Annotated in this window: 31 protein-coding genes; 15 read left to right on the forward strand and 16 right to left on the reverse strand. The window is 71.7% G+C overall.

Annotated features, from left to right (window positions below; genetic code table 11):
- Nucleotides 1-70: 70 nt before the first annotated feature.
- Entirely contained in the window at nucleotides 71-199 is a 129-nt protein-coding gene (locus tag KXC43_RS51075; protein ID WP_255644516.1) for a hypothetical protein, read from the forward strand.
- 6 nt (nucleotides 200-205) lie between these two features.
- Here the strand turns inward: KXC43_RS51075 and KXC43_RS21485 are convergent, their stop codons facing one another.
- Nucleotides 206-1,402: an aminopeptidase gene (locus tag KXC43_RS21485; RefSeq protein ID WP_221377906.1), complete on the reverse strand. Its 1,197-nt coding sequence runs from the start codon at nucleotides 1,400-1,402 to the stop codon at nucleotides 206-208.
- 110 nt (nucleotides 1,403-1,512) lie between these two features.
- Here KXC43_RS21485 and KXC43_RS21490 point away from each other — a divergent pair, with 110 nt between their 5' ends.
- The gene (locus tag KXC43_RS21490; RefSeq protein ID WP_308129184.1) at nucleotides 1,513-2,514 is read left to right on the forward strand and encodes an SEC-C domain-containing protein; all 1,002 of its coding nucleotides are present in this window, start codon (nucleotides 1,513-1,515) and stop codon (nucleotides 2,512-2,514) included.
- A gap of 58 nt (nucleotides 2,515-2,572) precedes the next feature.
- Here the strand turns inward: KXC43_RS21490 and KXC43_RS21495 are convergent, their stop codons facing one another.
- The 3 genes from KXC43_RS21495 to KXC43_RS21505 all read right to left on the reverse strand — a co-directional run bounded on the left by KXC43_RS21495 (nucleotide 2,573) and on the right by KXC43_RS21505 (nucleotide 4,577).
- Nucleotides 2,573-3,541 carry a pirin family protein gene (locus KXC43_RS21495; protein ID WP_221377908.1) on the reverse strand — a complete coding sequence of 323 codons (969 nt, stop codon included), beginning with the start codon at nucleotides 3,539-3,541 and terminating at the stop codon, nucleotides 2,573-2,575.
- A gap of 90 nt (nucleotides 3,542-3,631) precedes the next feature.
- Nucleotides 3,632-4,072: a MarR family winged helix-turn-helix transcriptional regulator gene (locus KXC43_RS21500; protein ID WP_221377909.1), complete on the reverse strand. Its 441-nt coding sequence runs from the start codon at nucleotides 4,070-4,072 to the stop codon at nucleotides 3,632-3,634.
- 46 nt (nucleotides 4,073-4,118) lie between these two features.
- Complete coding sequence (locus KXC43_RS21505) at nucleotides 4,119-4,577, reverse strand: MarR family winged helix-turn-helix transcriptional regulator (protein WP_221377910.1); 459 nt, start codon at nucleotides 4,575-4,577, stop codon at nucleotides 4,119-4,121.
- A 93-nt stretch (nucleotides 4,578-4,670) separates the two neighbouring features.
- Between KXC43_RS21505 and KXC43_RS21510 the strand changes: the two genes are divergently transcribed.
- Nucleotides 4,671-5,180, forward strand: a complete 510-nt coding sequence (locus KXC43_RS21510; protein WP_221377911.1) for an SDR family NAD(P)-dependent oxidoreductase — start codon at nucleotides 4,671-4,673, stop codon at nucleotides 5,178-5,180.
- A gap of 7 nt (nucleotides 5,181-5,187) precedes the next feature.
- Here KXC43_RS21510 and KXC43_RS21515 read toward each other — a convergent pair whose 3' ends face one another.
- Together KXC43_RS21515 and KXC43_RS21520 are read right to left on the reverse strand one after the other, a co-directional pair.
- Entirely contained in the window at nucleotides 5,188-6,408 is a 1,221-nt protein-coding gene (locus KXC43_RS21515) for an enolase C-terminal domain-like protein (RefSeq protein WP_221377912.1), read from the reverse strand.
- On the reverse strand, nucleotides 6,405-7,247 hold the full coding sequence (locus tag KXC43_RS21520; RefSeq protein ID WP_221377913.1) for an NAD-dependent epimerase/dehydratase family protein: 843 nt from the start codon (nucleotides 7,245-7,247) through the stop codon (nucleotides 6,405-6,407). The genes KXC43_RS21515 and KXC43_RS21520 overlap by 4 nt, the downstream gene beginning before the upstream one ends.
- 66 nt (nucleotides 7,248-7,313) lie before the next feature.
- On the opposite strand from KXC43_RS21520, the gene KXC43_RS21525 reads away from it, so the two are divergent.
- Nucleotides 7,314-7,700, forward strand: coding sequence for a hypothetical protein (locus KXC43_RS21525; RefSeq protein ID WP_221377914.1), 387 nt, complete (start codon nucleotides 7,314-7,316; stop codon nucleotides 7,698-7,700).
- Nucleotides 7,701-7,742: 42 nt separating this feature from the next.
- On the opposite strand, the gene KXC43_RS53570 is transcribed toward KXC43_RS21525, so the two are convergent.
- From KXC43_RS53570 to KXC43_RS21550, 5 genes are all read right to left on the reverse strand, one after another.
- A complete protein-coding gene (locus KXC43_RS53570) occupies nucleotides 7,743-8,345 on the reverse strand; it encodes a Clp protease N-terminal domain-containing protein (protein WP_221377915.1) in 603 nt (200 codons plus the stop codon).
- A 3-nt stretch (nucleotides 8,346-8,348) separates the two neighbouring features.
- Nucleotides 8,349-8,585, reverse strand: coding sequence for a helix-turn-helix domain-containing protein (locus KXC43_RS21535; RefSeq protein WP_221377916.1), 237 nt, complete (start codon nucleotides 8,583-8,585; stop codon nucleotides 8,349-8,351).
- 89 nt (nucleotides 8,586-8,674) lie between these two features.
- Entirely contained in the window at nucleotides 8,675-8,869 is a 195-nt protein-coding gene (locus KXC43_RS21540) for a DUF3072 domain-containing protein (protein ID WP_221377917.1), read from the reverse strand.
- A gap of 32 nt (nucleotides 8,870-8,901) precedes the next feature.
- Entirely contained in the window at nucleotides 8,902-9,633 is a 732-nt protein-coding gene (locus tag KXC43_RS21545; protein WP_308129185.1) for a VOC family protein, read from the reverse strand.
- Between the two features lie 235 nt (nucleotides 9,634-9,868).
- Nucleotides 9,869-12,022, reverse strand: coding sequence for a SpoIIE family protein phosphatase (locus tag KXC43_RS21550; protein ID WP_221377919.1), 2,154 nt, complete (start codon nucleotides 12,020-12,022; stop codon nucleotides 9,869-9,871).
- A gap of 179 nt (nucleotides 12,023-12,201) precedes the next feature.
- On the opposite strand from KXC43_RS21550, the gene KXC43_RS21555 reads away from it, so the two are divergent.
- The 3 genes from KXC43_RS21555 (at nucleotide 12,202) to KXC43_RS21565 (ending at nucleotide 15,629) form a co-directional block, all read left to right on the forward strand.
- Nucleotides 12,202-12,519: a hypothetical protein gene (locus tag KXC43_RS21555; RefSeq protein WP_221377920.1), complete on the forward strand. Its 318-nt coding sequence runs from the start codon at nucleotides 12,202-12,204 to the stop codon at nucleotides 12,517-12,519.
- 210 nt (nucleotides 12,520-12,729) lie between these two features.
- Complete coding sequence (locus tag KXC43_RS21560) at nucleotides 12,730-13,752, forward strand: mechanosensitive ion channel family protein (protein WP_221377921.1); 1,023 nt, start codon at nucleotides 12,730-12,732, stop codon at nucleotides 13,750-13,752.
- A 446-nt stretch (nucleotides 13,753-14,198) separates the two neighbouring features.
- Nucleotides 14,199-15,629, forward strand: a complete 1,431-nt coding sequence (locus KXC43_RS21565; RefSeq protein WP_221377922.1) for an FAD-dependent monooxygenase — start codon at nucleotides 14,199-14,201, stop codon at nucleotides 15,627-15,629.
- 64 nt (nucleotides 15,630-15,693) lie between these two features.
- Here KXC43_RS21565 and KXC43_RS21570 read toward each other — a convergent pair whose 3' ends face one another.
- Nucleotides 15,694-16,047: a DUF6401 family natural product biosynthesis protein gene (locus tag KXC43_RS21570; protein WP_221377923.1), complete on the reverse strand. Its 354-nt coding sequence runs from the start codon at nucleotides 16,045-16,047 to the stop codon at nucleotides 15,694-15,696.
- Nucleotides 16,048-16,138: 91 nt separating this feature from the next.
- Between KXC43_RS21570 and KXC43_RS21575 the strand changes: the two genes are divergently transcribed.
- Nucleotides 16,139-16,522, forward strand: coding sequence for a hypothetical protein (locus KXC43_RS21575; protein ID WP_255644517.1), 384 nt, complete (start codon nucleotides 16,139-16,141; stop codon nucleotides 16,520-16,522).
- A 6-nt stretch (nucleotides 16,523-16,528) separates the two neighbouring features.
- On the opposite strand, the gene KXC43_RS21580 is transcribed toward KXC43_RS21575, so the two are convergent.
- A complete protein-coding gene (locus KXC43_RS21580) occupies nucleotides 16,529-16,738 on the reverse strand; it encodes a hypothetical protein (RefSeq protein WP_221377925.1) in 210 nt (69 codons plus the stop codon).
- A gap of 187 nt (nucleotides 16,739-16,925) precedes the next feature.
- On the opposite strand from KXC43_RS21580, the gene KXC43_RS21585 reads away from it, so the two are divergent.
- The gene (locus KXC43_RS21585; RefSeq protein WP_221377926.1) at nucleotides 16,926-17,537 is read left to right on the forward strand and encodes a toast rack family protein; all 612 of its coding nucleotides are present in this window, start codon (nucleotides 16,926-16,928) and stop codon (nucleotides 17,535-17,537) included.
- 64 nt (nucleotides 17,538-17,601) lie between these two features.
- On the opposite strand, the gene KXC43_RS21590 is transcribed toward KXC43_RS21585, so the two are convergent.
- Together KXC43_RS21590 and KXC43_RS21595 are read right to left on the reverse strand one after the other, a co-directional pair.
- Entirely contained in the window at nucleotides 17,602-18,066 is a 465-nt protein-coding gene (locus KXC43_RS21590) for an SRPBCC family protein (RefSeq protein ID WP_221377927.1), read from the reverse strand.
- A gap of 40 nt (nucleotides 18,067-18,106) precedes the next feature.
- Nucleotides 18,107-19,129, reverse strand: a complete 1,023-nt coding sequence (locus tag KXC43_RS21595) for a YihY/virulence factor BrkB family protein (protein ID WP_221377928.1) — start codon at nucleotides 19,127-19,129, stop codon at nucleotides 18,107-18,109.
- Nucleotides 19,130-19,196: 67 nt separating this feature from the next.
- Between KXC43_RS21595 and KXC43_RS21600 the strand changes: the two genes are divergently transcribed.
- Nucleotides 19,197-20,783, forward strand: coding sequence for a phytoene desaturase family protein (locus KXC43_RS21600; protein ID WP_221377929.1), 1,587 nt, complete (start codon nucleotides 19,197-19,199; stop codon nucleotides 20,781-20,783).
- On the opposite strand, the gene KXC43_RS21605 is transcribed toward KXC43_RS21600, so the two are convergent.
- On the reverse strand, nucleotides 20,774-21,232 hold the full coding sequence (locus tag KXC43_RS21605) for an SRPBCC family protein (RefSeq protein WP_221377930.1): 459 nt from the start codon (nucleotides 21,230-21,232) through the stop codon (nucleotides 20,774-20,776). The genes KXC43_RS21600 and KXC43_RS21605 overlap by 10 nt on opposite strands.
- Nucleotides 21,233-21,340: 108 nt before the next feature.
- Here KXC43_RS21605 and KXC43_RS21610 point away from each other — a divergent pair, with 108 nt between their 5' ends.
- The 5 genes from KXC43_RS21610 to KXC43_RS21630 all read left to right on the forward strand — a co-directional run bounded on the left by KXC43_RS21610 (nucleotide 21,341) and on the right by KXC43_RS21630 (nucleotide 26,175).
- A complete protein-coding gene (locus KXC43_RS21610; protein ID WP_221377931.1) occupies nucleotides 21,341-22,540 on the forward strand; it encodes a glycosyltransferase in 1,200 nt (399 codons plus the stop codon).
- Nucleotides 22,541-22,621: 81 nt separating this feature from the next.
- Nucleotides 22,622-23,524, forward strand: coding sequence for an ABC transporter ATP-binding protein (locus KXC43_RS21615; RefSeq protein WP_221377932.1), 903 nt, complete (start codon nucleotides 22,622-22,624; stop codon nucleotides 23,522-23,524).
- 5 nt (nucleotides 23,525-23,529) lie between these two features.
- Nucleotides 23,530-24,270: an ABC transporter permease gene (locus tag KXC43_RS21620; protein WP_221377933.1), complete on the forward strand. Its 741-nt coding sequence runs from the start codon at nucleotides 23,530-23,532 to the stop codon at nucleotides 24,268-24,270.
- 31 nt (nucleotides 24,271-24,301) lie between these two features.
- Nucleotides 24,302-25,561: a sensor histidine kinase gene (locus tag KXC43_RS21625; RefSeq protein WP_308129186.1), complete on the forward strand. Its 1,260-nt coding sequence runs from the start codon at nucleotides 24,302-24,304 to the stop codon at nucleotides 25,559-25,561.
- On the forward strand, nucleotides 25,558-26,175 hold the full coding sequence (locus tag KXC43_RS21630) for a response regulator (RefSeq protein WP_221377934.1): 618 nt from the start codon (nucleotides 25,558-25,560) through the stop codon (nucleotides 26,173-26,175). Before KXC43_RS21625 ends, KXC43_RS21630 begins: the two co-directional genes overlap by 4 nt.
- The last annotated feature ends 63 nt before the right edge of the window (nucleotides 26,176-26,238 follow it).

Raw genomic sequence — 26,238 nt, forward strand, 5'->3', positions numbered from 1 at the left:
GTAAGCCGCCGACACCGCTTGCGCACGCCGAGGAGCGTCGCGCCACGCCGCATCCGGAGGAGATCCATCCATGAGCGCCGAGCCGATCACCGAAGTCGTGACCACCGCCGACCCCGCTGCCGCCGCCGAAAAGGGCCTGCTCATCGCGGTGCTGCTGCTCGTGCTGCTGGGCGTCGGCGCCATGCTGTTCATGGTGTAGCCGTACTCACAGCACCCATTCGTCGTTCCGGATGATCGTTACCGTGCCGTGCGGGCCACGGCCGGTGACCGTGATGCCCTCGCCGCCGATCACCACGTCGGTGTGCACGCTCGACATGTTCAGGCCGAGGGCGGCCCGCTCCTGCTCGGTCAGCGCGGCGGCGCCGTCGACCGCGAACGGGAAGCTCTGCCCCCACGCCACGTGACAAGCCGCGTTCTCGTCGAACAACATGTTGTGGAAGACCACGCCCGTACGGGCTATCCGGCTGTCCCGGTCGACCAGCGCCACCTCACCCAGGCTGCGGGCGCCCTCGTCCGTCTCGAGGTGGGCCCGCACGACCTCGGCCCCCTCGTCGGCCGACACCTCGGTGATGCGCCCGCCGGTCAGCGTCACCCGCAAACCGGTGATCACCTGGCCCGAGATCACCACGGGCCGGGTCACCCGCAGGACACCCTCGGCCCGGCGACGGTCGGGGCTGGTGAAGACCTCTTCGGTGGGGATGTTCGGCAGGTACGGGATGCCGGCCGCGTCGACCAGGCCGCCACCCGTCCACCGGCAGTCCGGCAGCAGGCCCACGGTCAGGTCGGTGCCCTCACCCCGGTAGCGCAGCTCGGTCAGGCTCAGCGCGTCGAGGCGGCGACCACGACCGGCGAGCACCTCCGACCGTTCCTGCCAGGCGGCCACCGGGTCGTCGAGGTCGAGCCGCATCGCCGTGCCGACGGCCTTCCACAACCGGTCGACGTCGGGCTCGCCGAACACCTCGCGGGCCCAGCCCGGGTTGGGGGCGCCCACCACCGTCCAGCGCATGCCGCCGAAGACCGCCCGGCGCATGGCCTGAGCCTCCTCGGTGGGGGAGGCGGCCACGCGGGCCGGGTCGAGACCGTCGAGCAGATGCGGGTCGGCCTCGCCGAGCAGCCGGATCCACGCGACGCCCGCCCGCTGCCACTCGTCGATGCGGGTCAGGGCCCAGGGGCGTACGGCGGAAAGCTCTTCGACGCTCGCATGGGTCACCGCCGACCGGCGCATCGGGCCGTCGCTCCACACCGGCTCGACCCAGGCCGCGCCGGCCGCGTACGCCGCCTCGGTGACCGCCCGGGCGATCTCCAGATGGGCCGTGTCGGTGTGCAGGACCACGCCCTGACCCGGCTGAACATTGATGCCGCCCCGGACGACAAGCTCCGCGAATCGCTCGATCAGCGCCATGCGGAGCAGGTTAGATGCTTCGGGCAGTTTTCGGAGCCCCGCGTTCGGGGGGTCGTAAGTGAGACTCAGATCAACAGCCACAGATGCACAAGTCGCAGTACATTGACGGCGTGTCGACTAAAACGGTGCTGACCAGCGCAGACCTAGAAGAGATCCGGCAGACCGCCCTGGGCGCGGCCAACCCCCTCGGCGTAGCAGCCGACGTGGCCGACGCGGTGGAGACCGGCCGCCTCGAAGACCCGGAGGACGCCGGCCAGGCCCTGACGCTGGCCGCCGAGATCGCGGAGAGCCGTTCGAAGCTCGACGCCGCCCTCCGCTACGCCGACCGCGCCATCGAGGCGTTCGGTGACCGCGACGACAGCCAGGTCGCCAACACCCGCGCCGTCCGCGCCCGCATCCTGTTCCGGGCCGGCCGCGACGACGAGGCCGCGGCCGAGCTCGACGCCCTGCGCCCCCAGCTGACCACGCAGCCCGACGCGGCCGCGTTCATCACGGCCGCGCTGGTCGTCGGCAAGCGCTCCCGCCAGGCCGAGGAATGGCTGACCGAGGCGGTCAAGCTGTCCCTGGCCGAGCGGGCCGCGACGCCCGGTGAGCCCGACGAGCCGGCCAGCGCCGACGACGCCGGCACGCTGTTCTTCCTGTTGCAGCAGCGGCACCGCCTCCGCCACGCCCTCGGCCTGCAGCACGACCACCACGACAACCTGGCCGAGCGCCTCGAGACCAGGCTGGCCAACGCCGGCGCCGCCCCCGCGGCCGCCGCCACCACCGAGCTCGTGTTCTGGCCCCAGGCCGAGTTCGACAGCCTGCTCAAGCAGTGGCCGGCCCTGGCCGAGCAGTACGGCGCCGACTGGGACGAGCACCGCGCCCGCCTCGAGAAGGAGCTGGTCCGCCTCACCGGCACCGGCCGCACCGGCCTGGCCGTCCTCCCGGCCACGGTCGACGGCCTGTCGAAGCACGGCGACCCGGCCGAGGCCGGCACCCGCACCGCGTACGCCCGGGAACTGACCACGGCCCCCAACCAGATTCCCTGGCCCCCGGAGCGCAACGGCGCCTGCTGGTGCGGCTCGGGCCTCAAATACAAGAAGGACTGCCTGCCCCGCTCGCGCGCCTGACCTCCGTACCGAAAAGGCCCCGCCCGGAAATTCCGAGCGGGGCCTTTCGCATGGCTGATCAGTCGGTGTGGGGAACGCGCTCGGCCGGGATGACGCCGAGGCGGCCCTTCTGGAAGTCCTCGAAGGCCTGCTTGAGCTCGGCCTGCGTGTTCATCACGAACGGGCCGTAATGGGCCACCGGCTCGCGGATCGGGCGGCCGCCCATGATGAACAGCTCCATGGCCGGGATGTTGGAATCCTGGGTGGCGTCGGCCGTCACCCGGATCGCGTCGCCCTTGCCGTGACTCGCCAGCTGCCCGATCTGGATCGGCCGCTGCTCGGCGCCGACCGTGCCCCGGCCGGCCAGCACGTACACCAGCGCGTTGTACTCGGGCTGCCAGGGCAGGTCGAGCTGGGCGCCCGGCTGCAACGTCACGTGGGCCAGGTTGATCGGCGTGAACGTGGAGCCCGGCCCGGCGTGCCCGCCGACCTCACCCGCGATGACCCGGATCAGGCTGCCCCCGTCGGACGTGGTGAGCAGCCCCGCCTCGCGCCCACGGATGTCCTGGTACTTCGGCGTGATCATCTTGGCCGCCCGGGGCAGGTTGACCCACAGCTGCAGCCCGTGGAACAGCCCACCGCTGGTCACCAGATGCTCCGGCGGCGCCTCGATGTGCAGAATGCCCTGCCCCGCGGTCATCCACTGGGTGTCCCCGTTGGCGATGGTGCCCCCGCTACCCAGCGAGTCCTGATGGTCCATGATCCCGTCGATCATGTAAGTCACCGTCTCGAACCCCCGGTGCGGGTGCCAGGGGGTCCCCTTCGGCTCTCCGGGCGCATAGTCGACCTCACCCATCTGGTCGAGGTGGATGAACGGGTCGAGCTCGTTCAGCGGCACCCCGGCGAAGGCGCGGCGCACCGGGAAGCCCTCGCCCTCGTAACCGCTGGGTGCGGTGGTCAGGCGGCGGACGGGACGGAAGCTGGTGCTCGGGTCGAGCTGCGGCACCCGCGGCAGGACCAGAACGTCGTCGACGGTAATGGCGGGCATGGCAGGCCTCCAGGCTTGGACTGGCTACACCGTAACTCTTTCAAAACTGAAATACCAGGGTGAGGCGAACCTCGTCCGGGCCGGCCGATGTCAGGCCTTGCGGACCTTGTCGAAGACTCGGTGGATCACGGCCAGCTCGTCGGGGTCGAGGCGGTCGATGAAGCTGTCCCGGACGGTGATCAGGTGCATGGGGGCGGCGGCCTCGAGGGCGGCCATGCCCTCGTCGGTCAGCACGGCCTCCTGGCCGCGGCCGTCCTCGGGGCAGGGCTGCTTGCGGACCAGGCCGCGCTTGACCATCGAGCTGATCTGGTAGGTGATGCGGCTGGGGGAGAAGACCAGCCGGCTGGCCAGCTCGCCCATGCGCAGGCGGCGTTCCGGGGCCTCGGAGAGGGTGACCATCACGTGGTAGTCGTTCATGCTGAGGCCGGTCTGCGCGCGGAGGTCGTCTTCGAGGTGGGTGTGCAGCGCCCACGAGCTTTCGACGAAGCTGCGCCAGGCGAGCTGTTGGCTCTCGGTCAGCGGGTCGGCCATGGAAGAACGATAACTCTTTCAAATCTGAAATAACAAGTGCCGCCGGTCACGCCGGTTCCGGGCGGTGGGCGCCGAGCAGCTTGGCCAGCAGGGCCTCGAGCTGGCGGCGCTCGGCGGCGCTGAGGGCGGTCAGCAGCTCGTCCTGGACGACGTCGGTGTGCTTCTGGAGCTCGTCCAGGTAGCGGCGGCCGTCGCCGGTGAGGGTGACGACGTTGCGGCGGCGGTCGGCCGGGTCGGGTGCGCGGCCGACGCGACGGTCCTCCTCGAGCCGGTTCAGGATGCCGTTGACGTCGTTGCGGTCGAGGCCCAGGCGCCGGCCGATGTCGGCCTGGCTCAGTGGCCCGCATTCCTCGAGCGCGGCCAGGACGGCGAAGTCGGCGCGGGCGCTCAGCTTCATCCGCCGGGCGAACAGCCGCGCGCCGAGGGTCGACACCTTGTTCGCCTGCCAGCTGGCCAGCGCGCGCAGCCGGGCCGGTGGCTGCGGTGTGTCGTCCGTCTCGGGCATCCCGTCATCCTAGCCGTTGGCCGGACCAACAGTAAGTGCTACGTTGGCCAAACCAACGTTGGTTTGACCAACGAATTGCGACGGAGGAGTGCCATGTCGGCTGGCCGGCGAGTTCTGATCCCGGGCGGCACCGGAGGAGTCGGTGAGGGCGTCGTCCGCGCCTGTCTGGCCGCCGGCGCCCAGGTTGTCGTGCCCACCCGGAGCGAGCGGCGAGCGGCGGAGTTCCGGCGGATCCTCGGCGCTGCCGCGAGCGACCGGCTGCAGGTCGTCGTGCACGACTACACGACTTTGGAGGGGGCCGAGCGGCTGGTGGCCGGGTTGGGCGAGCCGCTCGACGACGTCGTCGCCCCGATCGGCGGGTACTGGGGCGGGCGCCCGCTCCAGGCGATCGACGCGGCGGACCGGCAGCGCGTCTTCGCCCTGGTTCTCGGGCCCGTACGCACCCGATCGGCCGGCGACGCCCCTCCCGGCTGGATCTCGGCCGACCTCATCGGCGAGGTCGCCGTCGCGGTCTCGGCGAGCGCGGAGCCCGGCCGCGAGATCCGCCTGCCCGACTCGGCGGCGGCCGCGAAGGTCCTGGACCTGCTGCGCGGCCGCGGCTGAAGCCCGGTCAGGGAGCTTCGATCGAGCCGTCCGGGCGGCGGACCGTCGCCGCCCAGCGTTCGTGGGCGTGCAGCACCGGGGGATGCCCGGCCGCGGCGGCCTCGTCCAGCTCGATGCCCCAGCCCGGGGCCGTGGAGGGCCGGGCGTAGCCGGCTGCGATCACCGGCGTACCGGGAAAGATCTCGTGCACGACCTCGGGGTAGACGTGGCCCTCCTGGATGCCGAAGGCCGGACTCGTCAGGTCGAGCGCCAGGTTGGCCGCCGCGCCCACGGGGGAGACGTCGGCGGGGGCGTGCCAGGCCGTCTGCACGCCGTGCAGCTCGCACAACACCGACAGCTTGTGGCCGGGCGTCACACCGCCGATCGCCGAGATGTGGCAGCGCAGCAGGTCGACACCGCCCGCGGTGACCAGGCGGGCGGCGTCCGTCACCGAGGCGGTCAGCTCACCCACGGCCAGCGGCACGGGTGAGGCCGCGCGCACCTCGGGCAGGCGGTCGTAGTGCTCGGGCGCCACCACGTCCTCCAGGAAGAACAGGCGGTACGGCTCGAGCGCCCGGGCCAGCAGGACCGCCTGCTTCGGGGTGAGCCGGCTGTGCACGTCGTGCAGCAGTTCCACGTCCTCGCCGAGGCGGTCGCGGGCCGCCTCGAACAGCCGTGGGGTGCGGGCCAGGTAGTGGTGGACGTTCCAGCCGTCGGGGTACGGCGTGCCGGGGTAGCCGTTCGGGGCGCCGGGGGCCCCGTACGTACCCAGGCCGGGCTGCCCGGTCTGCAGCCGCACATGCCGGTAGCCGGCCTCGACCAGGGCCTCCGCCTCGTCCAGCGTCTGCTCGACCGTGGCCCCGGAGGCGTGCAGGTAGACCGGCACAGCGCCGCGCAGCCGGCCGCCGAGCAGGTCGTAGACGGGCAGCCCGGCCCGCTTGCCGGCGATGTCCCACAACGCCATGTCCACGCCCGAGAGCGCGCTGTTGAGCACCGGCCCGCCCCGCCAGTACGACGAGTAGTGCAGCGACCGGCCGATGTCGGAGATCTGCGACGTGTCCCGCCCGGCCAGCAGCGGGGCGATGTGGGTCTCGAGGGCGGCGACCACCGCGGCGAAACGCTGGTGGAAGGTCGCGCAGCCCAGCCCGTACAGGCCGGGCTCGGACGTGTCGATGCGCACGACGACGAGGTTGACCCCCTCCGGGGCGGTCACGATCACCCGCAGACCGGTGATCGTCGGCGCGCTCATGCGACCGGGAACTCGTACGCGGCGGTGAAGCCCAGCAGCTCGCGGGCCGGCAGCAGGTCGATCGGCACCGCGCGCCCGGGGAAGGCGGGGCGGGGCACGCCGCGGTGAAACTTGTCGAGCAGCCACTCGGTGGGCTGTGGGGCGAGTGTGTCCGGGGCGGCGACGTAGAGCACGTGATTGCCCGGCAACGCCGGCTGCGACGCCATGACCAGGGCGCGAGCGGCATCGCGGACGTCCAGGTAGCTCCACACGTCGGCCGCGCCCTGGCCGGGGTCCTGGGCGAAGAGCTCGGCCATCGGGCCCAGGCGGTCGTCGGCCGCGCCCACGAACGGCAGGCGCAGCGCCACCACGGTGGTGCCGTACTGGCGATGGATCATGTCGGCCGTCGCCTCGTCGGTGCGCTTCGAGAGGGCGTACGGGTCGGTGATCTGCAACGGCGCCGCGGCGTCGACCGGCAGGTACGGCATGCGCAGCGGCCGCCGCGCGAACGGTAGGCCGCCGATCGCATAGCTGCTCGCGATCACGGCGTTGCGGATGCCCCGCCGCCCGGCCCGGTCGAGGACCGTGAAGGTGGCCAGCGTGTTGTGACCGAAGACCACCTCGTCGGGGTCGTGGCCGGGCTGCGGGATCGCGGCCAGGTGAATCACCGCGTCGCAGTCGTCGAGGGCGTCGTCGACCAGCGCGACGTCGCGGGCGTCGCCGACCAGGGTGCGGCCGGCCCGGGTGTCGGAGGGTTCGAGAACGAGGGCGGTGGTGGCGACGCCGTCGGCGGTCAGGACGTCGAGAACAGCGGCGCCGATGAGGCCGGCCGCCCCGGTGACGAGGACGTGAGCAGGCATGATCTGAAACTTACTCGGAAAGTCGCCTAAGATCGTGCCCCTGGGTCGGCCGGTGGGGGCACATGCATGGCGTACCGGGTGGAGTACGAGGGCGAAGTCGTCGAGTTCACGGTGCTGGACGCGGCGCTCGATTGCGCGCGCAACGCGATCGTCAACGACCTGGGGCGCATCGACGGCTGGTCGGTCGAGCACGACGAGGAGCTCAACGACTGGTACGTGCGCGGCGTGCGCAACGGCCGGCGGATCGGGCCGACCGCGGTGGTCTCGGGCCCGTCGCCGGCCGTCTGGGAGGAGTGGGAGCGCCGGGTCGTCTTCGTCGGGCAGACGCCGGCCGAGGCGTTCGCGATGGCCGCCGCCTGGCTCGAGCGACGGCCGGACATCACCGTGCTGGGCGACGTCGGCTGGCATCACACCGCCGACGGTCACCAGCTCCGGGTCTATTACCGCGGTTAGGGTCTGTTTCGCAGCGGGGCCGGGGCTGCGGCGAAACAGACCCTAGGCGGTGGTCGCGCCGACCGAGCGTTCCATGTCGTCGCGGACGCGGTCGAAGTCGATGCCGCGGTCGGCCATGATCAGCATGGCCAGGCCCTGCCCCTCGCGCAGCAGGCCGAGCATGATGTGCTCGGGGGCGATGAACTTCTGCCGGAGCCGGATGGCCTCGCGCAGCGACAGCTCGAGCACCTTCTTGTTGCGGTTGGTGAACGGGATGTGCCCGCTGCCCGCATGGAACTTCCCGAACAGGCCGCGCTTCTTCTTGGCCGGGCGCGGCAGCCGCAGCGAACCCTCACCGAAGTTCGCCTCGATTGCTTCCCGTACGGCGGCCAGGTCGATCCCGATGGCCTTCAGAGCGGCCGCGTCCTCGGCGTCGGCGTCGCTGAGCACCGGGCCGTCCTGGTTGTGGCCGCCGATGCGCTGAAGGACGTCGGCCCGTACGGCCTCGGCCTCGAGACCGGTCGACCGGGCCACCGGACCGGCGGGGTCGGCCAGCAGGGCGAGCAGCACGTGCTCGGTGCCGATGTGATCGTGGTGCAGGCGGCGGGCCTCCTGCTGAGCCGTGGTCACGACGGTGCGCGCGTCGGTGGTGAATCGCTCGAACATCCTTCAGTCCTCCCGTGGGTCCGGCGCCGGCATCATGCGTGCGTGCTTCTTGTGGACGCCCTGGCGGGTCACCTCGAGCGCGTCGGCGATCTCTTGCCAGGACCAGCCCCGGCGGCGGGCGTTGGCCACCTGGAGGTGCTCGAGACCCTCCAGCAGGCGGCGCAGCGCCACCACCGCACGCAGGCCGACCCGCGGGTCGGCGCTGCCGGCCGCCGCGGCGAGATCGGTTGCTTCGGTCATGGTGTCAACTTACGTTGACGCTGTCCGCTGCGTCAACCCCGGTTGACACGAAGGGCATAAAGAAGGCCGACCCGAAGGTCGGCCCCTCTCTACCGGCCGCGGCCGGTCTTTTCCTGCAACTCGTCGATCTTCTGCGACGCCTCGGCCTTGGTCAGGCCGTCCGGCACGTCCTCGTGCGCCTCGCCGGCCAGGGTGTGCAGGTAGCTCTCCTGGGCGCCGGTCGCCGGCTCGTCACCGGTGGTCCAGTCCGACGGGTCCTTCTCGGCGTTCGACAGGTCAGTCATCACGGCATCCTCTCGTTCGAACGCCTGTTCCCTTACCCGCCGTACGTCAACTCCATGCCGATGATGTCGTTGTAAGCGACACTCAACTCGACCGGGCGATGCACCGGCGCCGTCACGGCGAACGGCGCGCCCTGCGGGTCGAGCATCTCGACGTAGCTGCCCAGGCCCATCTCGACCGGCCCGGTGACGACCCGGCCGCCCAGCCCGGCGCAGCGGTCGATCGTCTCGGTCGTGTCGGCCACCTGGAACGACGGCTGCCAGCGGACGTCGTAGCGGCCGGTGATCAGGCCGGCCACCGAGTCGTGCGCCTCGCTCAGCCACTCGCGGCTGCCGAACTCGTCGGTCAGCGTCCAGCCGAAGACCGAGCCGTAGAAGCCGGTGGCGGCCGCGATGTCGTCGGTCAGCAGGTCCGACCACTCCATCGTGCCCGGCTCGCCCCGCACCTGGGCGCCGGAGAACCCGGCCGCCTGCCAGAGGCCGAAGACCGCGCCGGTCGGGTCGGACACGATGGCGGTGCAGGCGCCGTGCCGCTCCTCGGGCCAGGTCAGCTGCCGGCCACCGGCCTGAGTGACCCGCTCGGCGGTGCGCGCCAGGTCCGGGGCGGCCAGGTAGGTCAGCCAGCCCGGCGGCGTCTCCGGTCGCGTGCGGCTGATGCCGGCCACGGCCTGTCCGTCGAGCAGGAATCGATCACCCTCGACCTGCCAGCCGAAGAGCCCGGCGTAGAAACCCGCTGTGTCGTCCCGGTCCGAAGTCGTCAGCTCCACCCAGCAGGGAGTCGACGGCGCAAAGCCCCTGATCCGCATATACCACTCCAACGTGGACGTCCCCGAATGGCGATGACTCTACGGCAATCTATACGCGCCGTCACTACCTGGGGGTTCAATGTCCGCTTTGGAGAGGCTTTCCGCTACCTAAAGTGACTGCCTGTAGGTCAGGTGTCACGCCAGAGTTAACGGTTCAACCATTTGCCGGTGGTGGGAGCGCGACCAATCACGGTGGTCAATCGGTGATGGTGTGCGGGATGAGCATTTCGAACCACACCGTGGTGCCGCGCACGGTCGGATCGGTGCCCCACGAGTCGCTCAGTTCCTCGATCAGACCCAGCCCGCGGCCGCGGCTGCTCATCGTGTCGGCGTGCGCCCGGATCACGGTGCCCCGGGTGCCCTCGTCGGCCACCGAGACCAGCAGCCGCTCGGCGTTCAGGTCGATGTGGACCCGGGCCGGGGTGCCCGCGTGCAGCAGCGCGTTCGTCGTGAGCTCGCTCGTGCACAGGATGGCCGCGCCGATCACCGGCTCGGGCACCGACCACTCGCGCAGGCGCGTGGTCATCCATTGGCGTACGCGGCTCGGGCCCGTCGGCTCGGCCGGCACCAGCATGGTGCCGGACCGGCTCATCGCCACCGCGTGCTCGACCGCGAGCACCGCCACGTCGTCGTCGGTCGAACCCGCCACAGCCGACGTGGCCAGCGAGCACAGGTTGCGCGGGTCGCCGCTGACCGCCCCTGCGGCCGCCGTCACCAGGGCGTCCAGCCCCTCGGTGAGCGCGTGGCCCCGGCGTTCGACCACGCCGTCGCTGAACATCAGGATCGTGTCGCCCGGCTCGAGCCGCACCTGACCGGTCTGCCAGCGCCCGCCCAGCCCCAGCGGGGCCCCCGGCGGCACCTTCACCAGCTCGGCCGTCGGCGGCCCGCCGCCCTGCCCGGCCCGGCGCAGCACCGGCGGCGGGTGGCCCGCGCTGGCCATGGTGATCGTGCCGTCCGACGGGTCGAGCACCCCGTAGACGACCGTCACGAAGATCTCTTCGTTACGCGACTCGGCGCCCAGCGAACCGACCAGCCGGTCGAGGCCGGCCAGCACGCTCGGCGGCGCCGGATCGGTCAGCGCCATCGCCCGCAGCGCGGCCCGCACCTGGCCCATGACGGCCGCCGCCCGCACGTCGTGCCCGGCCACGTCGCCCAGCACCATCGCCAGCCGGCCGTCGACCAGCCGGAACGCGTCGTAGAAGTCGCCGCCGGCCGCGTTGCCGTCGACCCCCACGTCGTAGCGGGCGGCGATACGGAACGTTTCCAGCTCGGGCAGGTGTTCGGGCAGCATGCTGCGCTGAAGCAACTGGGCCGTGCCGTGCTGGGCCTCGAACCGGCGGGCCCGCTCGGCCGCCTGGGCGACCAGCAGGGCGGCCGCGTCGAGCAGCGCCCGCTCGGCCGGCAGCCAGCGGTGCGGCTCGCGGTAGCCGATCGTCAGCGCGCCGCTCAGCAGCGGCGTGCGCAGCGGCATCGTGGCCAGGGCCCGGATGCGCCGTTCGTGCCGGTCGGCGGCCACCGCCCGCAGCGGCTCGCCGTCGGCCTCGAACGAGGCCTGCCCGGTCTGGGCGGCGGCCACGATCGGGGCGCGGGGGTCGTTGGGCAGCCGCTTCCACACCGGGGGCAGGCGCTCGTCGGCCTCGTCGAGCATCTCGCCGCGGATGCGCCGCACGTAGCGGTAGGCGCCGCCGTCGTCGACGGCGAAGGCGCAGTGGTCGACGTCGAACGAGCTCATCGCGTAGCCCAGCACGACCCGGGCCACGTCGTCGACGGTGAGCGCGCCGGCCAGCCGCGAGGTGAGGTCGCCCAGGTTCTGCAGGCGGCGAGTCACCTGGGTGGTCTCGGCGGCGACGGTCAGCACCCCGGCCACGCGGTCGCGCCGGTCGTGCACCACCGAGTGGGCGCGCGTGAAGAAGGCCTGTTCCGGCCGGCCGTTCGAGTTCCGGACGACGGTCAGCTGGGTCTCGGGCTCGAGCCGGGACCGGCCGCTGCGGTAGACCTCGTCGACCGCGCCGCCGAAGCCGCGCGAGTCCCACAGGTCGCCGAAGACCTCGGCCGCGGGCCGGCCCAGCGCGGCCGGGTGCAGGGTGCCGATCAGGTCCGCGTACGCGTCGTTGTAGATCATCAGGAAGCCGTCACCATGGGTGTAGGCCATCGGCATCGGCGACGAGAGCACCAGCTCGACGGTCGCCGATACGGCCGGGTCCCAGTGGTCGCGCGGGCCGAGCTCGGTGTCGCTCCAGTCGCGGCCGTGCACCAGCTCGGCACAGTTCGGGCGGCCGGCCGAGCCCGCCGCTGCCTGGGCAGGCAGAGCGGGTATCACTGAGGGGCTCACCCCACCCGTCCCGGCCATGACCAAAGAGTAGCCCGACTCGGCCGTTCGGACGATGCCGCACCGGCCAACCGTCCGATTCTTGACGGTACGACCCCCTGATCCCACTCGCGGATACTCCGTGGGAAATGACTGTCAGTAGCGTTTGTGACCCGACTTGCCCTGGCGTCAGGGCATTGCCGTCACTTAGGGTGTTGTTCGTGTCCGAGGATCGCCTGCTGTTGCCCGCACGCCGCCCGCACATCCCGGCACAACGTGGCCCATTGATCGATCTGTCGGTGACGCCTCGGCCGGCCGCCCGGCCGCCGGTGACTCGCGGTCGCCTCGCGATCGTCGCCGCAGCCGTCTTCCTCGCCGGTGCGGCCGGCTACACCGCGTTGCGTCCCGTTCTGCCGTCTTTCGCGCCATCCTCCGGCCCTGCCACGCCCGCCCCGCCGTCGGCAACTGAGCCGGCTTTCGTACGCCCGGACGTGCCCACCGCCGCCGCCGACCCGATCCGCCATCGCGGCGACCGGTAGTCCCGCTTCCGGTGCTGTCCGCAGGAGTCAGGTGGCGGAAAGGCCGAAGGCCGGGTCGCGGCGGCGGATCTCGGACGGCGTCTTTTGTGCCTTCTCCGGGCGCGCGTTCTCCGGTCGCGGACCTCGGCATCGTGACAATCAGGTGGTTCCGGTCGTTCCCTCACTCGGGCCGGCAGCTGGCCGGCCCGAATCCGAGGCAGGGAGCGCACGATGACCGGGGACGGGCTGGGCCGCGGCCTCAGCGACATGTGGCGGTCGGTGGTGCTGATCGTGCCGGCCGCGCTGGCCTTCGCAGCCATCCTGCTGATCGGATGGCTGGTGGCCCGCCTGCTGCGGGTGGCCGTTTCCCGCGGCCTGCACCGGGCCGGCCTGGACCGCGCCGTGGCCCGGGGAGCGGCCGGGCGTCTCTTCGCCCCCAGCGGCGCCACGCCGAGCGAGCTGTGCGGCAAGTTGGCCTTCGCTGCCACGCTGCTGTTCGCGGCACAGCTGGCCTTCGGGGTGTGGGGGCCCAACCCGGTCAGCTCGCTGCTCACCGACCTGATCGGCTGGCTGCCGCGGCTGCTGGTGGCGATCGTGCTGGTGGTCGTGGCGGCCGCGATTGCCCGCACCGCCGAGGATCTCGTCGTGGGTGCGCTGGGCGTGCTGCCGTACGGCCGGTTCGTGGCCCGTGCGACCTCGCTCGTCATCGTCGCGCTGGGCGTGATCGCCGCCCTCGACCAGGTGCGCGTCGCCACCGCGATCACCCGGCCGGTGCTGATCGCCGTCCTGGCCACGGTGGCCGGCGTGCTGATCGTCGGCGTGGGCGGCGGCCTGGTCCGTCCGATGCAGTCCCGCTGGGAGTCCTGGCTGACCTCGGCCGCGACCGAGTCCGCCCAGCTGCGCGACCACCTGGCCGCCCGCCCCCGAACCGGGACCGATGCGACCCGGCTCGATATCCACGCCGCCTCCGGGTCCGGCCACACGGTTCTCGGGAACCAGCACACCGCATCCGCCGGCGTCCACGCCGATGAGACCCAGGTGATTCCGCCGCCGCGCCATGAGCCCAGCGCCGACGACACGGTCGCCGTCATCACCACGACAGCCGGTGGAACCACGATCGTCAACCCGGGCCCGAACGACACCATCCTCATCGGCAGCGGAACCGAGGACGACAGTGGCGTCGACGACACCGAGAGCACCCAGGTGATTCCATCCGCTGCCCCCTCGCGCAGAACGGACCCCACATCGGACTGACCTGTCCATCGGTGGTGGCTTTGGGGCCCTGTCAGGCCGGGTGCCATCACGCGGGAGGTGCTGTCCGGGCTGGTCACCGCGAAGCTGGAGCCGGTGCCGACAGCCCGCCCCCGGACCGCTGAAGACTTCGCGGACCGGCTGCTGACGACGAGGTGGTCGATCGCCGGGGCGGCGGTGTCGCCGGGTGGGCACAGAAAAGGCAGGGACCCGAAGTCGCTCCCTGCCTACTCCAACATATAGCGCGACACAGGGCTTGCGGCAAGACCGGGGCCGGGGCGCAGGATGGCTCGGTCAACGCCGCGATCTGCGAAAACCCTGCCATCCGAAGATCAGGACAGGCGCGCCGTGGGCCGCCTGCTGCTGACGGCCCGGCACTTCGAGGCGTTCGTCAGGGAGTCCGAGACGGGGCGCGGAGCGGCGGCGAAGCGAAGGGGATCGGGGGACTCATGTTCGACGTGATCATTGCCGGCGGTGGGCCCACGGGGATGATGCTGGCGGCCGAGTTGCGGCTGCACGACGTACGCGTACTGGTGGTGGAGAAGGACGCGGCGCCGCCGCCGTTCGTGCGGTCTCTGGGGCTCCACGCTCGCAGCATCGAGATCATGGACCAGCGAGGGTTGCTCGAGCGGTTCCTCGCGCACGGGCGACAGCATCCGGTGGGCGGCTTCTTCGCCGGCATCGAGAAGCCTGCCCCGGCGCTCGACTCCGCGCACGCTTACGTCCTGGGCATCCCGCAGACAGTCACCGACCGGCTGCTGGCCGAGCACGCTGCCGAGGCCGGGGCCGAGATCCGGCGCGGGTGTGAAGTGCTGGCTCTCACGCAGGACGACTACGGCGTGACCGTCGGGACGAGTGGCGGCGAGGAGCGCGCCCACTTCCTGGTCGGCTGCGACGGTGGCCGCAGCACGGTTCGCAGGCTGGCTGGTGTCGGCTTTCCTGGCGAGCCGGCCCGGGTCGAGACCCTGCTCGGCGAGATGGAGGTGACCGCTTCGGCCGAGGAGGTGGCTGCCACCACGGCGCGGGTCCGGCTGACCGAGAAGCGGTTCGGTGTCGGGCCGATGGGTGACGGCGTGCATCGTGTGGTGGTCCCGGCCGCCGGAGTGGCCGCGGACAGGGCCGTGCCGCCGACCATCGACGACTTCCGGGAGCAGTTGCGGGCCGTGGCCGGCACCGATTTCGGGGTGCATTCGCCGCGGTGGCTGTCCCGGTTCTCAGACGCGAGCCGGTTGGCCGACCGTTACCGCGCCGGCCGTGTGTTCCTGGCCGGGGACGCCGCCCACGTGCATCCGCCGACCGGCGGTCAGGGGCTCAACCTCGGTCTGCAGGACGCCTTCAACCTCGGGTGGAAGCTCGCCGCCGAGATCAGGGGCTGGGCGCCGCTCGGGCTGCTCGACACGTACGAGGCCGAACGCCGGCCGGTGGCCGACGACGTCCTCACGAACACGCGGGCGCAGATGGAGCTGATGAACACCGCACCCGGTCCGCAGGCCGTGCGGCGGTTGCTGTCGGAGCTGATGGACTTCGAGGACGTGAACCGTCACCTGGTCGAGAAGATCACCGGGCTCGGCGTCCGGTACGACTTCGGTTCGGCGGACGACCGGATCGGGCGGCGGCAGCGGGACGTGCCCGTGACGCGGGGCCGCCTCTATGAGCACATGCGCAGCGGGCGCGGCCTCCTCGTCGGCCGGGTGGACGCACCGGGGTGGGGCGATCGCGTGGACCGGGTGGCCGGGGCGAGCAACGTCCTGCTTCGCCCCGACGGCCACGTCGCCTGGACCGGCGACGACCCCGGCGCGCTGGCGGAGCAGCTCGGCCGATGGTTCGGCGAAAGCGGCGGGGAAGAGAATTTCGGCGAAAGCGGCGGGGAAGGGAAATGAGGAAGGCCGGTGCCGGATGGCACCGGCCCTCAATGAAGGGTCGATCAGCGGGTGGGAGTCCGGGTCAGGCGGGCTGGGGCAGGGTGCGGGCGAGGGCGCACACGGCCAGCAGGCGGCGCAGCACCCAGTCGTTGGCGGTCCAGTCGATCTCGCCGGCCGGCGGGCGCCAGCCGTGGGTGAAGGCGGCGTCGCGCACACCCTCCGCGTATGCGGCGAGCAGCACCGCGGTGAGCGGGCGGACATCCGACGACAGGCTGTCGCGGATGCCCGCGGCGTGCTGGTCGACGAGGGCCATCAGGCCGGGGTTGGCGTCAGCCTGGACAAGGCCGGCGCCGACGGTGTCGTGCAGCTCGGTCAGGCTGGCGTGGGCGGAACGGTGGGCAGCACGGGCGGCAGCGCCGCTGAACAGGCCATTCATGAGAAGAACGTTAGGGAGCCACGGGTAGCCAACGGTTCTTCGCACAGGTGCAGCTCGGTTGAAGCTTTGCCGGCGGGGAAAGGAGAGCGGCATGGACGACACGACCGTGGAGGCGTTGGGCAAACTCAGCTCGGCCCTGGAGACGACCGACCGGGCCCGGGGCCACCTGCACTCGTTCCATCAGCTCACCGGCAAGGCCGACTTCGAGCTGGACGAGGCGGTGGCGCTGTTCCGCAAGGCCGGCCACGACGCGATCGCCGACCGGATCCAGCAGGATCTGATCGGCCGCAACGTGATCCCGGGGCACTGGACGTTCCAGATCCTCGAGGAGTACGACGACACGTACTGGAGCTTCTTCCGTACGGTCGAGAGCGCCGCCCGCGACGAGCTGGCCGACGGGCGGCGGCACCTGTACGAGAATGCGCTCAAGGAGCGGCGGCGCACCCACGGCAAGCCGGGGCACGAGGCGCGCTGAGGCGGCCTATTCCGCCTCGGCCTGCGCGGTCGGCCGACGGCGCTGGGCGTCGTCGGCCAGGATGACGGTGGCGACGACCATGGCCACCACGACGGCGAAGAGCCAGGAGGCGTCGTCGATCAGATTCGCGGCCAGCGGGGCCTGGAAAGCGGCGAGCAGAAAGCCCATCCAGGCGAGGCGACGCTGACGATCGGTGAGGAAACCGGCAGAACGCATTCGGACAGTCTGGCTCGCATCGGGCGGATCGCCGTCACCCGTTCGGCCGATTCTCCGTTGTCCGATAGTGCCCTCAGGCTTGCGTCGCCACCGCTCAATAATCGCATTGCTGCTGGTCGCGGCGCTGGCGATTACCGGTTGTGAGAAGGCTGCGACGGTAGCGGCGCCTGAGGCTCGGGAGCACACGGTGACGGGGCCACTGCAGAGCCGTACGATCGCCGCTCGGCTGGTGGTGCCCGACGCGGCGTCTCGCGTTCAGGTGATGCTCGCGAACATTCCGGGGTTGCTGTACCGCGTCACCACGCCCGCCGGGTCCGGTCTGCGGCCGAGGGTGACGCGCCGCGGCGGGCTGGTGCGAGTTGCCCTGCTGCCGACCGGTGAGGACGGGCGGGACGAGGTCCGGATCGTGCTCAACCGGGCCGTACGGTGGGATCTGCGCCTCCCGGCCGGGGCGGGCGAGCAACGGCTGGATCTGAGCCGGGGCCGCATCACCCGGCTCGTCGCCGGCGCCACCGGCCTGATCGAGCTGCGCCTGCCCGCGCCCTGGGGGACCGTGCCGCTCACCCTCACCGGCGGCGTAGGCACACTGACCGTCTCGACACCGCCGGCCACGCCTCTGCGCCTGTACCTGGCCGGCGGCGCGGCCTCGGCGCTGACGCCCTGGACCGCCGACGAGGGGCTGCCCCCGGCGACGACCCTGACCCCGGCGATCTGGCCCACCGCCCGCGACCGCTACTGGCTGCGGGCCCGATCGCCGGTCGGCCTGTTGTCGCTGCGTCGCACCTCGGGTACCGGCTGACCGCGCACGGAAACGGCCGCCCGGTGACCGGGCGGCCGTTTTTCCCTTGGGAGGAACCCCTGCTCTACAGGCCGGGGCGATCTACCTCGCCGCGCCAGGCGCCGGTCTCGACGCCGCCACGGCTCTCGATGTATTCCTTGAACCGCTTGAGGTCGCCCTTCACGCGGCGGTCGACGACGCCCAGCTTGTCACCGACGTTCTCGACCACGCCCTGCGGCTCGAAGTCCATCTGCACGGTCACGCGGGTCTTGGTGTCGTCGAGGCGGTGGAAGGTGACCACGCCGGCCTGCTTCTCGCCCTCGGTCGACTTCCAGGCCACCCGCTCGTCGGGGAGCTGCTCGGTGATCTCGGCGTCGAACTCGCGCTTGACCCCGGCGATCTCGGTCTTCCAGTGCGTGTTGGTCGCGTCGAGCTGACGGATCTCCTGCACGCCCTCCATGAACCGGGGGAACTCCTCGAACTGCGTCCACTGGTTGTACGCAGCGCGGATCGGGACATCGACGTCTACGGATTCGGTCACGGTGCTCACGGTGTGAACTCCTCCTGGTTGTGTTACCCCGCCTTACGCACTAACTGGTGCCCGGGTCGGCCGGGGCTAAACGAGGGGCGAGCGGGGTTTTCGGATCGTCGTCGCCCGCCTGGCGCAGCCGGGCCCGCTGCACCTCCGCGTTGACCTGCACGCCGAGGAGCACCGCGATGTTCGACAGATAGATCCAGACGAGGAAGGCCATGATCGCGCCGAGACTGCCGTAGGTGCGGTTGTACGAGCCGAAGTTCGCCACGTAGAGGCCGAAGGCGAACGACGCGACGCTCCACACGAGCAGTGAGACCGCCCCGCCCACGGTGAGCCAGCGGAACCGCGGCTGCCGCACGTTCGGGGCGATCCAGAACAGCAGCGACAGCACGATCGTGGCGATGGCGACCAGCACCGGCCAGCGCCCGACCGACCAGAACTGCCGGGCCGTCGAGCCCGCGCCGAGCGCGTCGCCCACCGCGTCCACCAGCGGACCGCTGATGATCAGTCCGGCGCCGATCGAGGCCAGCAGCACCAGCGCCACGGCGGCCAGCAGGATCTCCAGCAGTTGCAGCTTCCACCAGGAGCGGCCCTCGCGGACGCCGTAGATGCGGTTGGACGCCCGCGAGAACGTGGAGACGTAGCCGGAGGCCGACCACAGCGCGAGCAGCAGACCGAAGCCGAACAGCACCCGGGCCGAGCTCTGCTGCACCAGCAGCGCCTGCACGACCGGGAGCAGGCCGTCGTTGTCGACCACCGAGCCGATGCCGATGTCGCGCAGGATGCCGACGGTGGCGTCGAGCGCCGCGGTCCCGTCGGTGACCAGATTGATCAGGGCGACGATGACGACCAGCGACGGGATCAGGGCGGTGACGGTCTGATAGGTCATGGCCGCGGCGTAGTCGGAGCAGTCGTCCTCGATGTAGCCGACCACGCTTCGCCACATCACCGAGCGCCAGCCGCGCCAGCGTAGTTGGCGGAGCTTGCGGGGCAGGGGACGCGGCGTAACGTCGTCGGCGTCCGCCTCGGACTCCCGGTCGACGGTGGGCTGGGTGTCGACGGTGGGCTCGGTGTCCATGCCGGCTCCTGACAGGTTTTGACGGCAGCTACCCGGGCACGGAGGGCGGCAAACGCAGGGAGTGGACATGCAGAGCGCGGATGCGATCGTGGTCGGGGCGGGGCACAACGGGTTGGTCGCCGCCAACCTGCTGGCCGACGCCGGGTGGTCGGTGCTGGTGCTGGAGGCGACGCCGCATCCGGGCGGCGCGGTGCGGTCGGGCTACGTGACCGCACCGGGCTACCTCAGTGATCTTTTCAGCTCGTTCTATCCGCTCGGGTTCGCCTCGCCGGTGCTGAACGGTCTCGATCTGGGCGACCACGGTCTGCGCTGGACGCACTCCCCGGACGTGCTGACCCACCTCTTCCCGGACGGCCGGGCAGCCACGATCAACCGCGACCTGACCCGCACGATGGAGTCGCTCGAGACCTTCGCCCCCGGCGACGGCCAGAAGTGGAAGAACGCGTACGACGAATGGCTGTCGGTCTCCGACGCGATGCTCAAGACGATTCTCACCCCGTTCCCGCCGGTGCGGCACGGCGTCGACATCGTGCGGCGGCTCCGGGTGGGGGGTTCACTCCGGCTGGCCCGGCGTCTGCTTCTCTCCGTACGGGAAATGGGCTCCGAGATGTTCGCCGGTGACGGCGGCACGCTGCTGATGGCCGGGTGCGCGCTGCACACCGACCTGTCGCCCGAGGAGGCCGGCGGTGGCGTCTACGGCTGGCTGCTCGCGATGCTGGGGCAACAGTACGGCTGGCCGGTGCCCGTCGGCGGCGCTCAGCGGATCACCGACGCCCTGGTCGCCCGGCTCGAGCAGCGCGGCGGCCGGATCGTCTACGACGCGCCGGTCGAGCGGGTGCTGATCGCCCGCGGCAAGGCGATGGGCGTGCTGTCGGCCGGCGAGCCCTACCGCGCCTACCGGGCGGTGATCGCCGACGTGCCCGCGCCCGCCCTCTACCTCGACCTGGTGGGGGAGCGCTGGCTGCCGCCGCGGCTGGTCGAGGACCTCGCCCACTTCCGGTGGGACGGCGCGACGGTCAAGGTCGACTGGGCCGTACGCCGGAAGATGCCCTGGAAGAGCCCGGCCGCCGCCGGCGCCGGAACCGTGCACCTGGGCGCCGACCTCAACGGCCTGACCCGGTACGCCGCCGAGCTGGCCACCGACGAGGTGCCGAAGCGCCCGTTCCTGCTGCTGGGCCAGATGACCACGGCCGATCCCGAGCACTCGCCCGAGGGCACCGAGTCGCTCTGGTCGTACACGCACCTGCCGCACCGCGCGCGCTGGGATCCGGACGAGATCGCCGCGCACGTCGAGCGCATGGAAGCGGTGGTCGAGGAGCACGCTCCCGGCTTCCGGGCCGAGGTGGTGGGCCGCAACGTCTTCTCGCCGGCCGACATGCAGAACGAGAACCCGTCGCTGGTCGGCGGCGCGCTCGGCGGCGGCACGGCGGCCGCGTTCCAGCAGCTGTTCCTGCGCCCCATCCCGGGCCTGGGCCGCGCCGACACCCCGGCCGACCGCCTCTTCATGGCCAGCTCGTCGGCTCATCCGGGCGGTGGAGTGCACGGCGCTCCCGGCAGCAACGCGGCACGTGCCGCCCTGGCCCGCGACCGGGCCCTGCTGGGCGGCGCCTACCGCGCGGCGATCAACACCGGGAACCGGCTGATCTACGGGTGATCGAAGTGGTCCGAGCGGCTGCGCTCGGCGATGTCGGCCAGGCGGCGCAGCGACTCGATGTTGCGGCGGTGCAGGACGAGGTCGTTGAGCTTGTTCCGCACCGCCAGCAGGGGGCCCTGCTCGAAGTCCTCGTGCATGATCACTTTGGTCGCGCCGTCGCCGGCGGGCTCCAGGTGGATGTCGACCACGGCCGCACCCAGCGGCCACAGCCCGGCGTTGAGGCGCAGCCGGCGGCCCGGCTCCATCGCCAGCACCTCGGACTTGTCGTGCAGCGAGAGCGGCCACGGGCCGGCCTTGTGGTGCAACCGCGAACCCACCTCGGGCCAGTTCGGGTCGACGTCGCGGATGTGCACGGTGCCGACGACCCAGTCGCTGTAGGTCCAGCCGTCGGCGAGGACGGCGAACACCCGGTCCGGCGGAGCTTGAACAGTACGCTGAACGATGGCCACGGGGTGGACATACCCTGCCGGAGGGCGCCGTAACAGAGGGGCCCAGGTTTACGGATCCGGCAGCCGGGCATCAGCCTCCCGCAACCACTGCACTACGGAGGGGACCTCGTGCGCATCGCCATGATTTCCGAGCACGCCAGCCCCCTGGGTGACGGCGGCCAGCACACTCATGTCGCCGGCCTGTCCGCGGCCCTGGCTGAGCTCGGTCATGAGGTGTGCGTCTACACCCGGCGCGACGACCCGGCCACGGCCGAGGTGGTCATCACCCCGGCCGGCCTGCGCGTCGTCCACGTGACCGCCGGCCCGCCCCACTTCCTGCCGCCCGACCTGCTGCTGCCGCACATGGGCGAGTTCGCGCGGTCGCTCGAGCAGAGCTGGCGCACCGGCGAGTGGCTGCCCGAGGTCGTCCACGCCCACTTCTGGACCAGCGGTCTCGCCGCCGTCACCGCGGCCCGCCAGTTCGGCATCCCCGTCGTGCAGTCGTTCCACGAGCTCGGCCAGATCCAGGCCGGCAACGGGCAACCCACGCGTACGGGCTACGAGCGCGCCCTGGGCCGGGCGGTCGACCGCGTGGTCGCCCAGAGCCAGGACGAGGTGCAGGGCCTGGTCCGCATCGGCGTGCCCCGCGCCCGGCTGACCGTCGTGCCGGCCGGCGTCGACAGCGCCCGGTTCACCCCCGACGGCCCGGCCGCCGACCGCGACCCCGAGCGCCCCCGCATCCTGTCGGTGGGCCGGCTCGTCGAGCGCAAGGGCTTCGGCGACGTGCTCCAGGCGATGCGCTACGTGCCCAACGCCGAGGTGGTGGTCGTCGGCGGCCCGCCGGCCGACCAGCTGACCGCCGACCCGGGCGCCCGCAAGCTGCGCGCGCTGGCCGAGAAGCTCCAGGTGTCCGACCGTTTCCGGCTGGTCGGCGGGGTGCCCGCGGGCGACATGCCGAGCTGGTACCGCTCGGCCGACGTGCTCGTGGCGGCCCCCTGGGAAGAGCAGTTCGAGGCGTCCGCGCTCGAGGCGATGGCCTGCGGCGTGCCGGTGATCGGGACGGCGGTGGGCGGGCTCACCGAGACGGTGGTCGACGGCCTGACCGGCGACCTGGTGCCGGCGCGCGACCCGCGGGCGCTCGGCGGCGCGCTGCGCCGGCTGGTCAACGACAAGGTGCGGCGATTCGCGTACGCCACGGCCGCGCTCGACCGGGCCCGGCAGGCGTACTCGTGGAAGCGCGTGGCGGCCCAGGTCGGCTCCGTCTACTCGGCGGTCACCGGCCTGCGCAAGACCAGCAACCCGAGCAGCGCTGAGGAAGCCATGGCGTAGGCCGTCATCCACCAACTGGTGGATGAGCGGTGGAGCGAGCTGGTCGATTCGGGACCCCGGTCCTCTTGGGACGCTCGATGCATGACAGTCATCGAGGTCCGTAACCTGCGCAAGACGTACGGGGACACGGTTGCGGTGCGGGACGTCTCGCTCACGGTGGAAGCCGGCGAGATCTTCGGCATTCTCGGTCCCAACGGCGCCGGCAAGACCACCACCGTCGAGAGCATCGCCGGCCTGCGCGAGCCCGACGGGGGCTCGATCCGGGTGCTCGGCCGTGACCCGGGTGACCGGTCGCTGCGCGACGATGTCGGCGTCCAGCTCCAGGAGAGCGCCCTGCCGGACAAGCTCACCGTCCGCGAGGCGCTCGAGCTGTACGCCTCCTTCTATCCGGAGCCGGGCGACTGGCGGGCGCTGACCCGGGAGCTCGGCCTCGGCGAGAAGCTCGGAACCTCGTACGCGAAGCTCTCGGGGGGTCAGAAGCAGCGCCTCTCGATCGCGCTGGCGCTGATCGGGAACCCGAAGATCGCGATCCTCGACGAGCTGACGACCGGGCTCGACCCGCAGGCCCGCCGCGACACGTGGGATCTGATCGAGGGCGTACGGGCCGCCGGCGTCACGATCGTGCTGGTCACCCACTTCATGGAGGAGGCCGAGCGCCTCTGCGACCGGCTCGCCGTGATCGACCGCGGCGAGGTCGTCGCCCTGGACACCCCGGCCGGGCTGATCGCCGGGATGGACACCGAGCAGCGGATCCGCTTCCGCCCGTCCGCCCCCGTCGACGACGCGCTGCTGCTGGCCCGGCCCGAGGTGCGCACGGTGCGCCGGCACGGCAGCCAGATCGAGGTCGTCGGCACCGGCAACCTGCTGCACGCCGTCACCTCCGTGCTCGCCGTCAACGAGATCATCGCCGCCGACCTGCGGATCGAGCAGGCCAGCCTGGACGACGCGTTCGTCCAGCTGACCGGCCGGTCCGTGAAGGAGTAGTCCCGATGCGCGTCTTCGCCAAGCTGACCCTGACCGAACTCAAGCTGTTCCTGCGCGAGCCGATCTCCGCCTTCTTCGTCCTGCTCTTCCCGACGGTGCTGGTGGTGATCCTGGGCAGCATCCCGTCCTTCCGCGAGCCGAGCGCCGACATCGGCGGGCGCCGGGTCATCGACCTCTACGTCAGCATCGCCGTGGTGCTCACCCTGGCCATGGTCGCCATCCAGGTCGCCCCGGCCGTGCTCGCCACCTATCGGGAACGGGGGGTGCTGCGCCGGCTGGCGACCACCCCGGTGTCGCCGCTGAAGCTGCTGGGCGCGCAGCTGGCGATGTTCGGGATCACCGCGATCGCCTCGACCGCGCTGGTGCTGGCCGTCGGGCGCCTCGCCTTCGACGTGGCGCTGGCCTCGCAGTTCGGCGGCTTCGTGCTGGCGTTCCTGCTCACCACGGCCGGCATTCTCGCCATCGGCCTGTTCGTGGCGGCGGTGGTGCCCACCGGCAAGGCGGGCAGCTCGGTCGGCACGATCCTGTTCTTCCCGCTGATGTTCTTCGCCGGGCTGTGGACACCGCGCGAGGTCATGCCCGGCGTGCTGCAGCGGATCGCCGACTTCACCCCGCTCGGCGCGGGCCAGCGGGCGCTCGGCGACGCGATGACGGGCAGCTGGCCCAACCTGCTCTCGGCTACGGTTCTGGTGGGGTACGTGGCCGTGTTCGGGTTCCTCGCGGTCCGTACGTTCCGCTGGTCGTGAGCGGTCCGGGTCGTGACGGAGGTGCGGTGAAGTGACGGAAGGGTCGACCTCAGCCCGGGTGGAACGGATCATGGGCCGGCTCCCGTACGTCGCGCTGGCGGCCTCGATCGTGCTGGTGGTGGCCGGCTCCTCGGTCGGCGTTCCGCACAAGTCCTGGCTGTTCGTCGGCCTCTCCGTCCTCGCGACCGTCGGCTGGCTGGTCTGGTGGGTCGCCCTGCACCCCGCGTGGGAGCAGGACGAACGCAAGATGATCGTCTTCTTCCTCGGTCTGGCCGCCCTGATCTATCTGCTCGTCTGGACCAGTCCGCTGTTCGGCTTCTTCGCCTGGAGCGGTTACATCCTCACCACGTACGGGTTGAAGAGCTGGCGGCGGCTGGCGGCCGGCACGCTGGTCGCCGGGGCCGGCGCCGTCTCGCAGATCGGCGGCTTCCCCAGCCTCGGCGAGCCGGGCATCCTGCCCGTCTTCCTCGTCGTGCTGGCGATCAACATCGGCGTCGCCAACGTCATGATCTGGGTGACCATGTGGACCCTGGAACAGACCGAGAAACGAGCCCGCATGATCGACGAGCTGGGCGTGGCGAACGCCAAACTCGCGTCGGCGCTCAAGGAGAACGCCGGCCTGCACGCCCAGCTGCTGGCCCAGGCCCGCGAGGCCGGCGTGCTCGACGAGCGGCAGCGGATGGCCGGCGAGATCCACGACGTGCTCGCCCAGGGCCTCACCGGCATCGTCACCCAGCTCGAGGCGGCCGAGGCGGCGACGGCCCGGCCCGATGACCAGGGACGGCACCTCGACAACGCCAAGCGGCTCGCCCGTGACAGCCTCACCGAGGCGCGGCGGTCGGTGCAGGCGCTGCGACCGCAGAACCTGGAGGGTTCCGGCCTGCCCGAGGCGATCGACGAGGTCGTACGGGAATGGACCCGGGTCCACGAGGTGAACGCCGAGCTGATCACCACCGGCACCCGCCGGGCGCTGCTGCCCGAGATCGAGGCGGCGCTGCTCCGTACGGCGCAGGAAGCCCTGGCCAACGTGGCCCGGCACGCAGCGGCGGGCCGGGTCGGCCTGACGCTGTCCTACATGGAAGACGTGGTCACCCTGGACGTGCGCGACGACGGCGACGGCTTCGACCCCGCCCTGCCGCCGGTGCTGAACGCGCAGGGCGGGTACGGCCTGGCCGCGATGCGTGAGCGGCTGGCCCGCATCGCCGGCAGCCTGGAGGTCGAGTCCGAGCCCGGCAGCGGCACCGCCCTCTCGGCCTGCGTGCCGGCCATCGCGATCGGCGCCGCCGCATGATCGGCCTGGTCATCGTCGACGACCATCCCGTGGTCCGGGACGGGTTGCGCGGCATGTTCACCGGCGACAGCCGCTTCGAGGTGCTGGGCGAGGCCGGCGACGGGCGCGAGGCGCTGGCGGTGACCGGCTCCGTCGACCCCGACGTCGTGCTGATGGACCTGCGCATGCCCGGCATGGACGGCGTGACGGCCATCAAGGCGCTGGTCTCGCGCGGATCCCGGGCGCGCGTCCTCGTGCTGACCACGTACGACACCGACGCCGACGTGCTGCCGGCGATCAAGGCGGGCGCCACCGGCTACCTGCTCAAGGACGCGTCCCGCGACGAACTCTTCCGGGCCGTCGAGGCAGCCCACCGGGGCGAGTCGGTGCTCTCGCCGGCGGTCGCCGGGCGGTTGATGGGCAGCCTGCGTTCCCCGGCCCAGGAGCCGCTGAGCCAGCGCGAGCTCGAGGTGCTGAGCCTGATCGCGCGGGGCAACTCCAACAAGGAGGCCGCATCGCGCCTGTTCATCAGCGAGGCCACCGTGAAGACCCACCTGCTGCACGCGTACGCGAAACTCGGCGTCCGCGACCGGGCCGCCGCCGTGGCGGTCGCCTTCGAACGCGGCCTGCTGTAACCGGCGCCAGGCTTTCGCGAGTCCGGCCGAACGGACGCTCGAAGGTTTTGCCCGGCGAGGCTA

It is taken from the genome of Paractinoplanes polyasparticus (assembly GCF_019710575.1).
Classification (GTDB): domain Bacteria; phylum Actinomycetota; class Actinomycetes; order Mycobacteriales; family Micromonosporaceae; genus Actinoplanes; species Actinoplanes polyasparticus.